Origin of the sequence: Mesorhizobium sp. AR02 (genome assembly GCF_024746835.1) — a bacterium.
GTDB lineage: Bacteria > Pseudomonadota > Alphaproteobacteria > Rhizobiales > Rhizobiaceae > Mesorhizobium.
On record NZ_CP080531.1, the window covers coordinates 6,421,215 to 6,434,980 of the forward strand.

Annotated in this window: 12 protein-coding genes; 5 read left to right on the top strand and 7 right to left on the bottom strand. The window is 63.2% G+C overall.

From position 1 onward, the window contains the following. Nucleotides 1–94 precede the first annotated feature (94 nt). Complete coding sequence (locus tag DBIPINDM_RS35245; protein WP_258583556.1) at nt 95–640, bottom strand: DUF924 family protein; 546 nt, start codon at nt 638–640, stop codon at nt 95–97. Nucleotides 641–655: 15 nt separating this feature from the next. Beyond that, nucleotides 656–2,491: a monovalent cation:proton antiporter-2 (CPA2) family protein gene (locus tag DBIPINDM_RS35250; protein ID WP_258583557.1), complete on the bottom strand. Its 1,836-nt coding sequence runs from the start codon at nt 2,489–2,491 to the stop codon at nt 656–658. A 160-nt stretch (nt 2,492–2,651) separates the two neighbouring features. On the opposite strand from DBIPINDM_RS35250, the gene DBIPINDM_RS35255 reads away from it, so the two are divergent. From DBIPINDM_RS35255 to DBIPINDM_RS35265, 3 genes are all read left to right on the top strand, one after another. Then, nucleotides 2,652–3,641 (top strand): AraC family transcriptional regulator, encoded by a 990-nt coding sequence (locus DBIPINDM_RS35255; protein ID WP_258589422.1) that lies wholly within the window; start codon nt 2,652–2,654, stop codon nt 3,639–3,641. A 59-nt stretch (nt 3,642–3,700) separates the two neighbouring features. Beyond that, on the top strand, nt 3,701–4,909 hold the full coding sequence (locus DBIPINDM_RS35260; RefSeq protein ID WP_258583558.1) for an MFS transporter: 1,209 nt from the start codon (nt 3,701–3,703) through the stop codon (nt 4,907–4,909). A 179-nt stretch (nt 4,910–5,088) separates the two neighbouring features. Beyond that, a complete protein-coding gene (locus DBIPINDM_RS35265; RefSeq protein WP_095200069.1) occupies nt 5,089–5,355 on the top strand; it encodes a hypothetical protein in 267 nt (88 codons plus the stop codon). An 87-nt stretch (nt 5,356–5,442) separates the two neighbouring features. Here DBIPINDM_RS35265 and DBIPINDM_RS35270 read toward each other — a convergent pair whose 3' ends face one another. From DBIPINDM_RS35270 to DBIPINDM_RS35285, 4 genes are all read right to left on the bottom strand, one after another. Next, a complete protein-coding gene (locus DBIPINDM_RS35270) occupies nt 5,443–5,994 on the bottom strand; it encodes a hypothetical protein (RefSeq protein ID WP_258583559.1) in 552 nt (183 codons plus the stop codon). Between the two features lie 123 nt (nt 5,995–6,117). Further along, complete coding sequence (locus DBIPINDM_RS35275) at nt 6,118–7,203, bottom strand: YcjF family protein (protein ID WP_258583560.1); 1,086 nt, start codon at nt 7,201–7,203, stop codon at nt 6,118–6,120. Next, nucleotides 7,200–8,675, bottom strand: coding sequence for a YcjX family protein (locus DBIPINDM_RS35280; protein ID WP_258583561.1), 1,476 nt, complete (start codon nt 8,673–8,675; stop codon nt 7,200–7,202). Before DBIPINDM_RS35280 ends, DBIPINDM_RS35275 begins: the two co-directional genes overlap by 4 nt. 76 nt (nt 8,676–8,751) lie before the next feature. Further along, nucleotides 8,752–9,255, bottom strand: a complete 504-nt coding sequence (locus DBIPINDM_RS35285; RefSeq protein WP_258583563.1) for a SixA phosphatase family protein — start codon at nt 9,253–9,255, stop codon at nt 8,752–8,754. Between the two features lie 276 nt (nt 9,256–9,531). Here DBIPINDM_RS35285 and dksA point away from each other — a divergent pair, with 276 nt between their 5' ends. Beyond that, nucleotides 9,532–9,948, top strand: coding sequence for an RNA polymerase-binding protein DksA (dksA, locus tag DBIPINDM_RS35290; protein WP_006202025.1), 417 nt, complete (start codon nt 9,532–9,534; stop codon nt 9,946–9,948). A 162-nt stretch (nt 9,949–10,110) separates the two neighbouring features. Here the strand turns inward: dksA and DBIPINDM_RS35295 are convergent, their stop codons facing one another. After that, a complete protein-coding gene (locus DBIPINDM_RS35295) occupies nt 10,111–10,869 on the bottom strand; it encodes a flagellar biosynthetic protein FliO (protein WP_258583564.1) in 759 nt (252 codons plus the stop codon). Nucleotides 10,870–11,187: 318 nt separating this feature from the next. Here DBIPINDM_RS35295 and cckA point away from each other — a divergent pair, with 318 nt between their 5' ends. Beyond that, complete coding sequence (cckA, locus tag DBIPINDM_RS35300; protein ID WP_258583565.1) at nt 11,188–13,764, top strand: cell cycle histidine kinase CckA; 2,577 nt, start codon at nt 11,188–11,190, stop codon at nt 13,762–13,764. The last annotated feature ends 2 nt before the right edge of the window (nt 13,765–13,766 follow it).

A 13,766-nucleotide genomic window follows, 5' to 3' on the forward strand; every position in this document is an offset into this window, starting at 1 on the left:
GCAATTCCCAAGGGAAAGCGCTATGCGCTTTCCCGGGAAAACTGCTCACACTTTTCCTGAAATTGCTCTGGGTGGTCGCCGGGCGGCGTAGCGGTCAGCCGGAGAACCCGCCGCCATCCAGAAATGCCTGTTCCTGCGGTGTCGTCTCGCGGCCAAGCATCTTGTTCCGGTGCGGAAAGCGGCCGAAGCGCTGGATGATGTCGCGATGCTCCTCGGCGTATTTGACATAGTCCGGCGCATTGGCTGTGGTGAGCGCCACCGATCTTTCCTGATCGGCGAGCAGTTCCGAATGTTCGAACGGCAGGTAGAGGAAGACGCGGAGTTCCGGTTCGAGCATCAAGTCCTGGCCGGCCGTGATCGCTTTTTCAGCGAAATGCTTCGCCAGTGGGTCGGTCGCGCACATATGGCCGGTGCCGCGAAAGCAATTGCGCGGAAACTGGTCGAGCAGGATCATCAGCGCCAGCGAGCCTTCGGCATGGCCTGACCAGTCGTCGCATTCGCGTCCCGCGGCGGCATAGTGCAGGTCGAGAAAGCGGTCACGGAAATCGGCATCGAAAGCGTCGTTTTTCTCGAACCATGCATCCTCGCCGGCGTCACGCCAGAATTTGGTGACCGACAGGGCCCTGCTGTCCAATTCCATGCATGATTCCTTAGTTCAATCGGCAGTTTCGGATTTGTGTAGAACGCCGGCCGTCTCCTCATTGAGGGCCTTGCCAGGGCGGCGCGGCGTGGAGAGCGGTGTCGGAATAGGCGTACCGATATTGCCGCGCAAGAAGCGTTGGCCGGCGCGTATGCCTTCGGCGAGCTGGGTTTCGAAACGGTCGGTGTCGCGGCGCCTGACGTCCTCGATCGTTTCAGCGACGTCTTCAGGATCGACGCCAAGCGATTCCAGGGCCGAGCCACCGAAAACCAGCGCCGATTCGAAGGTCTCGCGCAGCTGATAGTCGACGCCGGTGCGGATGAGTTGCAGCGCCGTGCCGCGATCGAAGGCGCGCGCCAGCACAGTCAGCAAGGGAAACTCAGCCTTGACGAGTTCGGCGATGCGAACGGCGGCATCGGCCTTGTCGACGCAGATCAGCACGGCGCGCGCCTGGCCAGCGCCCGCGGCGCGCAGGATGTCGAGTCGTGTGCCATCGCCATAATAGACCTTGAAGCCGAAATCGGCCGCCGCCTGGATCATCTCGACATCGTTGTCGATGATCGACACGTCGATGCCGCGCAGCAGCAGCGGCTGGCTGGCGATCTGGCCGAAGCGGCCGAAACCGATGACCAACACACTGCCGGTCAGGCCGTCGGCGACATCGACCCCGTCGAGCGACTGCTCGTCGCGCGGGGTGACATACCGCAAGGCGATGATCGCCAGCGGCGTCAGCACCATCGAGATGATGACGATTGCCGTGAGCGTCGCATTGGCCTGGCTGTCGATGATGCCGACGGCAGCCGCGGCGGAGTAGAGGACGAAGGCGAATTCGCCGCCCTGCGCCATGAAGACAGCGCGTTCCAGCGCTTCGCGATGGCCGGTCTTTAGGATGCGGGCGACGATGTAGATGCCAAACGCCTTCATCACCATGTAGGCGACGACATAGATGGCGATCAACTTCCAGTTCGCGACCACCACATGCAGGTCGAGCGACATGCCGACCGCAAGGAAGAACAGGCCGAGCAGGATGCCGCGGAACGGCTCGATGTCGGCTTCGAGCTGGTGGCGGAAGGTCGATTCGGACAGAAGAACGCCGGCCAGGAACGCGCCCATCGCCATCGACAGGCCGCTGAGCTGCATGGCGAGTGCCGATCCCAGCACGACCAGAAGTGCCGCGGCCGTCATCACCTCACGGGCACGGGCATCCGCCAGGATGCGGAAGAAGGGGTTGAGCAGATAGCGGCCGGCCAGCACCAGTCCCACGATCGCGGCAAGGCCGATGCCGACCTCGGTCAGCCTTTCCGACAGGCTGGTGTCGGCGCCGCCTGGCGCCAGGAACGCGATCAGGGCCAGCAGCGGCACGATGGCCAGATCTTCCAGCAGCAGGATGGAGACGATGCGCTGGCCTTTCGGCGAGGCGATTTCGCCGCGTTCCTCGAGAAGCTGCATGACGATCGCCGTCGAGGTCAGCACGAAACCGGCGCCGGCGACGAAGGATTGCGAGACCGGGAAGCCTCCGGCCACACCGACACCGGTCAGCAGAACCGCACAGACGCCTACCTGCAGCGCGCCGAGCCCGAAGATTTCGCGGCGCAGGCCCCAAAGCCGCGATGGCTGCATTTCCAGTCCGATGATGAACAGGAACATGACGACGCCGAGTTCGGCGACATGGAGGATGGCCCCTGATTCGGAAAAGATACGAAGGCCAAATGGGCCGATCACCACGCCGGCGGCGAGATAGCCAAGGATCGAGCCGAGGCCCATGCGTTTGAAGATCGGGACGGCGACGACGCCCGCGGCAAGCAGCGCCACCACCTGAATGAGATCGCTGCCCGACGCTTCCGCTGCCATGCCTCTTGTCCCTATGTCCGACAGCACTCCTTGCATGCAGTTGGAGCGGGAGGCAAGGGCGGGGAGCCTGCCAGGACGGGTAGGTGCCGCTGAAGCGTTTCCCCTGGTGGAACAACCGTCTCCGCTTGCCTGCCGGACGATTGGTATCTATATTGGTCGGATGACTGTCCATTCGTCCCGGCCGTCTCCGCCGCCCCATATTCCGATGGACGCGCTCAGCGAAGTCCTACAAGACTTTCGCTTGAGTGGTGTCAATTATGGCCGCTGCGAGCTCCGACATCCTTGGAGCATAGAGTTTCCGCAACAATCGCTGCTTCGTTTTCACTTTGTCGGTCAGGGTCCTTGCTGGATCCACACCGAAGCGCAAGGCTGGCAGGAGTTGCGCGATGGCGATCTGGCGCTGCTGCCGCAAGGCATCGCCCATCGGCTGGCCAGCGCGCCGGACGTTGCAGGCGGCTCGCTCGATGATTGCCGGGTAACCAAGTTGGGGAGCAACGTCTGCGAAGTCGTACGGGAAGGCACGGGCGCGACAAGCACCCTTTTCTGCGGCTCAATGGCCTTAGGCGCCTGTGCGTTAAACCCATTGATCACGCTGATGCCGCCTATCATCAAGGGTTGCGACGTGGCCGGCAATGACCCGGTGGTTGGTCCGTTACTGGCGGCCATGACCGCGGAGGCCGCGCAACCGCAGATGGGCAGCGCCACTATCTTGTCGCGTATGGCGGACTTGCTGACAGCCCGGCTCATTCGCTGCTGGGTCAATTGTACGGGAGCTTCGACCACCGGTTGGCTCGCTGCCATCCGCGATCCCCATATTGGCCGCGCTCTGGCAGCCATGCACAGAGACCCCGGCCATAACTGGACGCTCGAAAGCCTCGCCAGCCTAGCAGGCCAATCGCGCTCGATTTTCGCCGAGCGCTTCAGCGCTGTATTGGGAGAGGGTGCTGCACGCTATCTCGCCCGTTTGCGCATGCAGCTTGCCCGCGAGTTGTTGGGGCAAAACGGCTTGTCGGTGGCCGAGGTTGCTACCCGCTTGGGCTATGATTCCGAGGCATCCTTCGCTCGCGCCTTCAAGCGCATCACCAATGTCTCGCCAGGCGTTGTGCGCCGCACAATTCCCGGACGAATAGACATGGATTTCGGATTTTGAGATACATTTCATCCGAAAAGACTCGTTTATGAAGATCTCCAAACTTTGGAGATCTTTCCGTGACTGACACAACATTACAGCTTGAAGACGCGGCGATAGACGTTGATGCCGCTGCGCCGGCCGCGTGGAGCGCAACCACTTGGTTCGCGGTCATTTCATTGGCGGCCACCAGCTTTGCCCTGGTCTCAGCCGAATTTCTGCCGGCAGGTCTGTTGACGCCAATGGCGCGCGATCTCGGCATCAGCGAGGGAACGGCCGAACAGGTCGTCACCGCCACCGCTTCTGTCGGCGCCGTGACGGCCATGTTGAGCAATGTTCTCATCGGCCGATTGAACCGCAAGACGGTGCTGGTTGGCCTCATGGCGCTAGCGGTCGCTTCCAATATTCTTGCGGCGCTGGCGCCCAATTTCTGGCTGCTGTTGCTAGGCCGGGCCGGGCTGGGAATCGCTCTCAGCGCTTTCTGGGCGCTTTCGGTCGCCGTCGTCGCGAGGCTGGTTGGCGCCAATGCGACAGGTCGGGGCATGGCTATCGTCACCCTCGGCGTCTCGCTCGCCACCATTGCCGCACCGTCGATGGGTGCGCTGATCAGCGACTGGCTGGGATGGCGCAGCGCCATGGCCATGACAGCGGGGCTGGCCGTGGTTGCCATGTTGCTGCAGTTGCTTAGCCTGCCGTCTTTGCCTGCAACGGCAAGCAACAGTCTTGCAGACGTCCTTCGGCTGACACGGCGGCGTGGCATTCAACTTGGTATGCTTGCTATTCTTTTACTGATGACGGGGCATTTTGCCGGCTCGGTCTATGTGCGTCCCTTTCTCGAACATGTGACGCTCCTTGCAACCGGGCCAATTGCCCTGGCGTTGCTCGGATTTGGCATCGCCGCAGTGATCGGCAATATTGCCGGTGGCCGCATGGCCGACGCCAATATCCACGTGGCTCTCGTGGTTACCGCCGCATTGATGGCGTTTGCGGCGCTGGCATTGGTGCTTTGGGGCGTGCACATTGGCGTTGCCTTTGGCTTCGCTACGCTGTGGGGTTTCGCCTTCGGCATGGCGCCAGTGGTGCTGCCGACAAATTTGTCTCGCGCAGCGCCGGACGCGCTGGAAGCAGCGGGCAGCCTGATGGTCGCCTCTTTTCAGGTCGCCATCACCATCGGCGCGGTTGTCGGCGGCTATGCTGTGGACACCTATGGTCCTACAGCGCCTTTGACCGTGACTGCTATCCTTGCCGCATCGACAGCCGTCTTGGCGCTGCTACAGCCGCGCAACTAAACTTTGCCGCCGCTGACACAGTAGCCCGAATCCGGTCCGGACAATATTGCAGGCGCGTTACACAAGTTTACGCCATGCGCGCGTTGCTTGTTGCCACAATCGAGGGCTAAGGACGCTCGGCTTCGGCCATTGGAGGGTGAGCGACGATCAAGTCGCGCCCTTTTGAGGAGATGACTGACATGAAGAAGTTTTTGCTTGTTGCCGTCGGCCTGGCGGTGCTTGCCGGTTCGGCCTGTTCGAAGGCGCCTGAATGCACGGCCGAGATCGCGACCAAGAAGGCGCAGGACATGGCTGCCGCGCTGCAGGAAGCGATCACCAAGGATCCGTCCAAGGCGGCTGACCTGACCGCCAAGGTCCAGGCAGTGACAACCAAGTACCAGGGCGCCACGACACTCGCCGACGCCTGCAAGGCGTATGACGAGGTGACGGCCGCCATCAAAGGCTAAACGCCTAATTCGACTGGTTCAAGGGGGCGGTGGCGATGGGCTGCCGCCTCTTTGTTTTTGAGGGATGTGTTAGGGCGCGATACGCGCTCAGTTCGGCGCGATGGAGCCGACTTCGACGGCATCGACGCGCTTCAGGCTCATGCCGATGACCGGTACCAGCTGATCCTGGACACGTACGGCAACCGTCACGGTCATCGAATTGTCGTCGGGAATGCGGGCTTGCATGACGCCGCGCAACTGGTTGCGGTTGATGGTGAAGACCACCTTGCGGGCATCGACAACGTTGCCGCCGATGATATCGAGGCCGGCCCCGGCAGCGCCGCCCATGAAGGAACCCTTGTAATCGCGGCCCTTGCGCTCGATCTTGGCCGACATCGGCTGGGTGAACATGCCGACCCGGCAGCCGCCGTCCAGCGTCATGCCCATCTTGCCGTCCGGCGTGGAGCCGGTGAAGCTGCAGTTGAATTTCGTGCCCTTGTACTTGCCGGCGACGATTTCGCCCGGGCCGACCCATTTGCCTTCGGCCGACTGGAAGAACTGCTTGTCCGGCTCTGTAGCGGAAGCCCCCGAGGCGACACCGACGACTGCGGTGATCGCGACGGCCAGGGGCAAGATGCTGGACAGAATTACGCTTTTCATCGACGACACCCGGCAACAAAGATGCTGTTTGGAACCGGTTTGACCATGAAGAAGATTGGTTAATGCTTCGTCACTGCGGGGCCTCGAAACCGCGATCCGTTCGCCGTCCCGAAGAGTAAAACGCTATTTGCCGGGGCCGGGCGTCTCGGTGTCCTTCTTGGTGGCAAACGATGTCAGTGCCGAGAGGAAATCGCCCAGTCCCGGGCGCTTTGCCGCACTGAAGGGCAGGGGGCGCGCCGTTTCCATCGCCGCGATGCCGATGCGCGCCGTCATCATGCCGTTGACGACGCCCTCGCCAAGCTTGGCCGAAAGCCGTGCCGCCAGCCCATGGCCGACGATCTGCTGGACGAAACTGTCGCCGACGGCGATGGAACCGGTGACCGCCAGATGCGCCAGCACGCTGCGCGCCAGGCGGAAGAAACCCAGCGTTCCCGGCCGTCCGCCATAGAGTTCGGAGAGGCGGCGAATGAGGCGTCCGGCCTCGAACACGACATAGGCGACATCGACGAGCGCGCGCGGGCTGACCGCCGTGACCAGCGAGACGCGTTTGGCGGCTTCGAGAATCATCACCTTTGCCCTGGCATCGAGGGGGCCAAGAATTTCCGCTTCGGCCAGACGCACCAGATTGCCGCCGTCGATGATTTCACCGCGCAGTTCGGCCAGTGCGCGCCGGCCGGCCGCGGTTTCGGGCTTGGCCGCGACGAAAGCCGAAAGCTCGTCGACCACCGATCGTGCCGCCTTGGGATCGTCGCGCGCGATGGCATCGAGCGCGCGTTTCTGCAGTTTTTCGACTTCGGCAAGACGGGCGATGGCCAGGAATTCGCGAATCAGGATCACCAGAAGCGCCAGCAGCGCGATAACGGCCATGCCGGCGGCCAGCCAGCCCAGCCATTCGGCGCGGGCGAAGAGGTCGCGGATCAGCTGGTCGGTCCACAGGCCGACTGCCAGCGAAACCAGGACGCCTATGGCGCCAAAGAAGATGCTGCCGAACAGCGAGCGTTTCCTGGGGGCGACCGCCGGCGGCGGTTCGGCGGCAATGATGTCCGGCTCGTCGAAGACGTCGACGTCAGCCGGTATGACCAACGCGACATCGGTCTTCATCACGCGGGGTTTGCGCGAGAGTTCGGCCTGGCGCGCCTTCGGCGCCTCTTGCGTTGGCGCGGCTTCCGGCTCGATGCGGAATGCCGCCGGCTTGCGGGGCGCGGTCATGCCAGATGGTCTCCGATCAGGAACTGCAGGGCACGGTCGAGCCGGATATGCGGCAAAGACAGCGTGACGCCTTCGGCCGTGCGTTCGAGTTTTGGCGGACGGAACCGGACGAAACGGATTGCCGGGTCCGTGGAGTCCTGCCTGTGGTCGGGACCCAAAGTATCGAATACAGCATCAATCTTCTCCGGTAAGTCACCGGGAAATATGGCTGTTTCCGTCTTTCCATCAAACGTTTCGCCGTTGATCCTCTCTCCGGCGATCGGCGTGCCGATGATGACAGGCAAGGTTTCGCGGCCCTGCTTGACCATGCCCTCGCGGGTCGCCCGCACCGCCGCCATGGCGACCACGTCGACATCGGCGCCGGTGAAATTCGCCCGCGCCACGGCGCGATCTGCCAGTCGCCGAACGATGGCCTGCAACCGGTCATGGCTTTCGTGGTGCAGGTGATCGGCCTTGGTCGCGGCGACCAGGATGCGATCGATGCGCCGGGAAAACAGATCGGTGAGGAAGCTGCCCCGACCGGGGCGGAAACAGCTGAGAATCTCGGTCACGGCGCGCTCCAGGTCAGCCATGGCGCCGGGGCCGGCGTTCAGCGCCTGCATGGCATCGATGAGCACGATCTGGCGGTCGAGACGGGTGATGTGTTCGCGGAAGAAAGGCTTCACGACATGCGTCTTGTAGGCCTCGTAGCGCCTCTCCATCATGGCGTGCAGCGATCCCGGGCGCGGACGCCTGTCGAGGCCGGCCAGCGGCGCGAAGGTCAGCGCAGGCGAACCTTCGAGGTCGCCAGGCATCAGGAAACGGCCGGGCGGCAGGGTCGAAAGCGCGCGCTCGTCGAGCTTGCAGGCCTTGAGATAGGCGGCGAAGCTTTCGGCCAGGCGGCGTGCCGTCATCTCGTCGGCGTCGGCATTCGGGTCGATCTCGGCCGAAATCGCTTGCCAGGCCCGCGAAAGATCCTCGCGCACCGGCAAAGTGGCCATCTCGATGGCCTCGCGTGAAAAATCGGCGAAGGATTTGCCGAGCAGTGGCAGGTCGAGCAGCCATTCGCCGGGATAGTCGACGATGTCGACCGACAGTTTGCCGGATGAGAACATGCGGCTCCAGCCGGAGGCCGATTCGTATTCGATGGTCAGCCGCAGTTCCGAAATGGCGCGCGTCGAATCGGGCCAGACGCGGTCGTTGACCAATGCGGCGATGTGATCCTCGTACTGGAAGCGCGGCACGGCGTCGTCAGGCTGCTCTTCGAGGAAGGCGCGCGCGATGCGTCCGGATTTCTGCGCCTCGAACAGCGGCAGCCGTCCGCCATGGATCAGATTGTGGACCAGCGCGGAGATGAACACCGTCTTGCCGGCGCGCGAAAGGCCTGTAACGCCCAATCGCAGCGACGGTGAAAAAAGCCCGGTGGCGCGTCCCGACAGCGTATCGAGAGCAATCCTTGCCTCGTCGGTGAAGGTGGTCAGCGATGATGCCAAAATGTGATCTCTCGGGCTTCGGTCCGTCCGATATAGGCGTTGGAACCCGGCTTTGAAATGGTGCCGGAAATCGATGCTAGAGATCGGCCGGTGTCAGGAACGCTTCGAGATAACCCGCGTCCTGGCCCGCCTTCGTCAGATCATCCAGGAAACGCACGACCGCCAGGCCCGAAGTCGGAAACCCATGATTGAGCATGGCCCGCGCCGCCTCGTCGCCGTCGCCTGAGACAGCCATGGCAAGATCCTCCGTCATCGGGTTGTGGCCGATGACCAGCAGTGAACCCGGCCCGCCATGCTCCCGGATAAGACGGAGATAGCCGGCCGCGTCTTCGCTGTAGAGCGTGTCGAAAAACAGCACCTTGCCAGTGTCGGTCTGGCCGGCCAGCCCTTCGAGCGTTTCCTTGGCGCGCCTGGCGTTGGAGCACAATGTCAGGTCGGGGACATAGCCACGTGATCGCATGGCAGCGCCAATGATCTCGGCATCGGCGCGGCCGGATGCATCGAGCGGACGATCGAAATCGCGCATGCCGGGCAGCGCCCAGCCGGCCTTGGCGTGCCGCAACAGATAGAGCCTGCTCACCCAACCTCCAATGATGCCGAAGCCGAAGCCGCATCGCGATTAGCCACGAGAAGGGTGTTGCGCACAATGGTCCGTGTTCTTGCGTGCAAGGAATTGCGCATAACACCACGTGGCAAAGGGTTGCGGCGCTTTCGCCATCGAATCAGCAGCATTTCGCTCAAGCAAGTGCCGCTGGGGCACTTTAACAATTGCGTGAGCCGGTGGCCGATTGCGCTTGTGCAGGCGTCGGGCGGCGAATATATAGGCGCCAAATTTGGGGCAGTTTGGGTGAGTCGAATGAACGACATCGTTACCGCCGATTACGTACCCTCCGAAGACGAGCCGTTCATGAACGAACGGCAGAAATCCTACTTCCGCCTAAAGCTCGTCACCTGGAAAAATGACATATTGCGCGAAGCGCGCGAAACTCTCGAAATCCTGCAGCAGGAAAACGCCAACCATCCCGACCTCGCCGACCGCGCCTCTTCGGAAACAGACCGCGCCATCGAGCTCAGGGCCCGCGACCGTCAGCGGAAACTAATTTCAAAGATCGATTCGGCGCTGCAGCGCATCGATGAAGGCACTTACGGCTATTGCGAGGAAACCGGCGAGCCGATCGCGCTGAAGCGGCTCGACGCGCGTCCGATCGCCACCTTGTCGATCGAAGCGCAGGAACGGCACGAGCGCCGCGAAAAGGTCTATCGCGACGACTGACGTAGTGATTCTGAGCTGCCTGTCAGGGCAGTTTCGATGGAGTTGCAATAAAAATGGCCGGTTTTTTCCGGCCATTTTTATTGGTGCGTGGCAAATCCATTGCAGCAAGCGGAAGCAAACCTCGGCCAGATCGCCGGCCGGGCGGGGCGCCTCAGGCGCCAATCATCGCTTCTGGCTTGAAAGTTCGCCCAGAAGCTTGGTCATTTCATCGTCGAGCGACTGCGGCGCCTTGGCTGCCGGTTTGCCCACCGGGCCGCCGGAGCGGGGCTGGTCGAGCGAAACCTCAAGGTCCTTCATGAGCGCGTCGTCGATGCTGTCCTGCCTAGGCGGCGGTGGTGGCGCGTGCCTGACGGCATTGGCGTTGGCGGAGCCGTAGGCAGGCAGCGGCGTAACATTGGTCGATTGATAGGTTTGCGCTACCGGTTTCGGTGCGGGCACCGGGGCCGGTGGTGGCGCTGCCGGGCGCGGGCGGGCAGGCGGCGCTGCCGCGGTCACCGGTTGGGGCAGCGGTGCCGGTCGTGCCGGTGCGGGAACCGGCTGAGGCGGCCGCGGCTTTGCCGCTGGGGCCGCGGTGGCCGGGACAGGCTGCAGGCCGCCATCTCCCGTCAGCGCCGGACGGCGCGGGGCGGCAAGACGGATGTCGCGCTCGACGACGACGTCGGTCGGGCCGCCGATCAGAAGCAGATGCTCGATGTCGTCGCGGCGCACGAGCACCAGCCGGCGATGGCTGTCGACGGCGGTGGCGTCCATGACGGCGAGCCGGGTCTTGCGGTTCCGGCCACCGGCGACAAACGTGCCAAAGGTCAGGTTGCGCACGAGCCTGATGATGACGAGCACGATGACCAGCAGGATCAGCGCCGCGAAGGTCCACAGGAGTGCCGCCGCATAACCAGGGCCCGCCACGCTATCCAGCCACTGCATTGGTTTCCCCTGATCGGTTTTGGAAAGTGACGCGACACTAGACCGTTGGGACTAGCTACCGCAAGTTGCCTTTCACGCATCGTGAACAGCTTGAAACACGGCCGGCATCATTTTTATCTGACATTTGCCGCCCGGGCCTTTTCCGGACTAGGAGAATATGATTCAACCGGCTAAAGCGCGTCGCGCTGAAGCGGATTCATGCGACGCGCTTTAGGTCCTTGTTTTCATGCATGCCGTTTTCCCAAAACCGAAGTCACTTTTGGGCGACATGCATTAGGGGCGGGTGTCGGAACATCGGACTTCACGAGCAGGGGGCATATGGCCAAGGAAGCGCGCGGCGATTTCTATCCGGTACCGATCGTCGACCAGAATACGCGACCGGGTGCGGTCACCCGGCTCATCATCTTCATCGTCGTTCTGACGGGCGCCGCGATCGTTTTCGGCCTGTTCCGCGAGCGCCTCGGCGACCCGTTCCTGCTCGGCATGCTGGGCGTGCTGGCGATGATCGGCGTCGGCTTCCTGTTCGCGACGGCGATCGGCTTCGTACAGGTGACGCCGCGTTCGACCGGCGATGAACTGTCCAAGGCGTTCGTCGATTCGATGGGGCAAGGCCTGCTGGTGACGGACACCAAGGGCCGCGTCGTCTACGCCAACCGGGCCTATGCCGACATGACCGGAGCCTCCTCGGCCGCCGACCTGAAGACGGTCGAAGGGCTGCTTTCGGATGTTCCCGAGGCCTCGGTGACCATTTACCGGCTGGCCTCCGGCCTGCGTGACGGCCAGCCGGGCGACGGCGAGTTTCGGCTGGCGCAGTCGATCCGGCCCGGCGCCGAACCGGGCGCCCGCTGGTACAGGGCGCGTGCCCGCACGTTCAGCGTTCCGGGCCAGCGATTGCCGATGCTGGCTTGGCAACTCGCCGACATTTCGCAGGAACGGGCCGAGCAGGAGCGTTTCTTCCTCGATTTGCAGAAGGCCATCGATCATCTCGACCACGCCCCGGCCGGCTTCTTTTCCGCCGATCAGGACGGCCGTGTCACCTACATCAACGCCACGCTGGCGGAGTGGCTGGGCATCGATCTCGCCAGTTTCACTCCTGGCGCCGTGACCTTGCCGGATATCGTTGCCGGCGACGGCATGGCGCTGGTGCGCTCGGTCAAGGCCGACCCCGGCACGACACGTAACGCGGTCATCGATCTCGACCTGACGACGATGACGGGAGAGGCGCTGCCGGTGCGCTTCATGCATCGCGTTTCGGCCAGCCGCGAAGGTGTCGGCGGCCCGACGCGCACGATCGTGCTCAACCGCACGCAGGGCGAGGATGCCTCGGCCGATCTGCGCGCTTCGGAAGTGCGCTTCACCCGCTTCTTCAATTCGACGCCAATGGCGATCGCGGGTGTCGATGCCAGCGGGCGCATCCTGCGCACCAACGCGCCGTTCCTGTCGCTGTTTTCCTCGGTCGTCGACCGGGACGCCGTGGATCGCCGCGTGCGGCTCGATACGGTGATCCATGAACGCGAGCGGCCGGCCTTTGCCGCCGCATTCGAGAAAGCTCGGCAGCGGCAGGCCGACATCGAGCCGATCGACACCGTGCTGCCCGGCAACGAAGAGCGGCACATCCGATTCTACGTCAATGCCGTCGCCGACGGCACCGGCGGCGAGGGTGCCGAGGAATCGGCCATCGTCTACGCCGTCGACACAACCGAGCAGAAGGCGCTCGAAGGGCAGATGGCGCAAAGCCAGAAGATGCAGGCGGTCGGGCAACTCGCCGGTGGCATCGCCCACGATTTCAACAATGTGCTGACCGCCATCATCATGGCGTCGGACCTGCTTTTGACCAATCACCGGCCGTCGGACCCATCCTTCCCTGACATCATGAACATCAAGCAGAATGCCAACCGGGCGGCCTCGCTGGTCAGGCAGTTGCTGGCCTTCTCGCGCAAGCAGACGCTGCGGCCGGAAGTGCTGAACCTGACCGATGTGCTCGCCGATCTCAGGATGCTGCTTGCCCGCCTGGTCGGCAACGACATCAAGCTGAAGATCGACCACGGCCGCGACCTGTGGCCGGTCAAGGTCGATATCGGCCAGTTCGAGCAGGTGGTGGTCAATCTGGCGGTCAACGCGCGCGACGCGATGCCCGCCGGCGGCGATCTTACCGTGCGCACCCGCAACGTCACCGCCGAGGAGTGCAAGACCTTCCCGTATCGCGAACTTACCGCGGCCGACTATGTCGTGGTCGAAGTCGAGGACACCGGCAGCGGCATAGCGCCTGACGTGCTGAAGAAGATCTTCGAGCCCTTCTTCACCACGAAGGAGGTCGGCAAGGGCACGGGCCTTGGCCTGTCCATGGTCTACGGCATCATCAAGCAGACCGGCGGCTTCATTTTCTGCGATTCCGAAGTCGGCAAGGGATCGACCTTCCGCATCTTCCTGCCACGTCACATCGCGGAAGCGAAGAAGGCGGACGAACCCGGGGAAGCGCCGAGCGCAGCGCCGGTCAAACCAATCGATAACACCAAGGACCTGTCCGGGTCAGCCACGGTGCTGCTGGTCGAGGACGAGGATGCCGTGCGCATGGGCGGCATGCGGGCCCTGATTTCGCGCGGCTATACGGTGCACGAGGCATCCTCCGGCGTCGAGGCGCTGGAAGTGTTCGAAGCCCTGGGTGGTAAGGTCGATATCGTCGTTTCCGACGTGGTGATGCCGGAAATGGACGGGCCGACCCTGCTTGGCGAATTGCGCAAGCGCCAGCCGGACATCAAGTTCGTCTTCGTGTCCGGCTATGCCGAGGACGCATTCGCCAGGAACCTGCCGGCCGACGCGCATTTCGGTTTCTTGCCGAAGCCGTTCTCGCTCAAGCAACTGGCGACGATCGTCAAGGATGTGCTTGAGTCTTAGAA

Bases quoted from the DNA above. Each gene is read 5' to 3' on its own strand.
- DBIPINDM_RS35245 (WP_258583556.1), bottom strand. From the start codon at position 640: ATGGAATTGGACAGCAGGGCCCTGTCGGTCACCAAATTCTGGCGTGAC.
- DBIPINDM_RS35250 (WP_258583557.1), bottom strand. From the start codon at position 2,491: ATGGCAGCGGAAGCGTCGGGCAGCGATCTCATTCAGGTGGTGGCGCTG.
- DBIPINDM_RS35255 (WP_258589422.1), top strand. From the start codon at position 2,652: ATGACTGTCCATTCGTCCCGGCCGTCTCCGCCGCCCCATATTCCGATG.
- DBIPINDM_RS35265 (WP_095200069.1), top strand. From the start codon at position 5,089: ATGAAGAAGTTTTTGCTTGTTGCCGTCGGCCTGGCGGTGCTTGCCGGT.
- DBIPINDM_RS35270 (WP_258583559.1), bottom strand. From the start codon at position 5,994: ATGAAAAGCGTAATTCTGTCCAGCATCTTGCCCCTGGCCGTCGCGATC.
- DBIPINDM_RS35275 (WP_258583560.1), bottom strand. From the start codon at position 7,203: ATGACCGCGCCCCGCAAGCCGGCGGCATTCCGCATCGAGCCGGAAGCC.
- dksA (WP_006202025.1), top strand. From the start codon at position 9,532: ATGAACGACATCGTTACCGCCGATTACGTACCCTCCGAAGACGAGCCG.
- DBIPINDM_RS35295 (WP_258583564.1), bottom strand. From the start codon at position 10,869: ATGCAGTGGCTGGATAGCGTGGCGGGCCCTGGTTATGCGGCGGCACTC.
- cckA (WP_258583565.1), top strand. From the start codon at position 11,188: ATGGCCAAGGAAGCGCGCGGCGATTTCTATCCGGTACCGATCGTCGAC.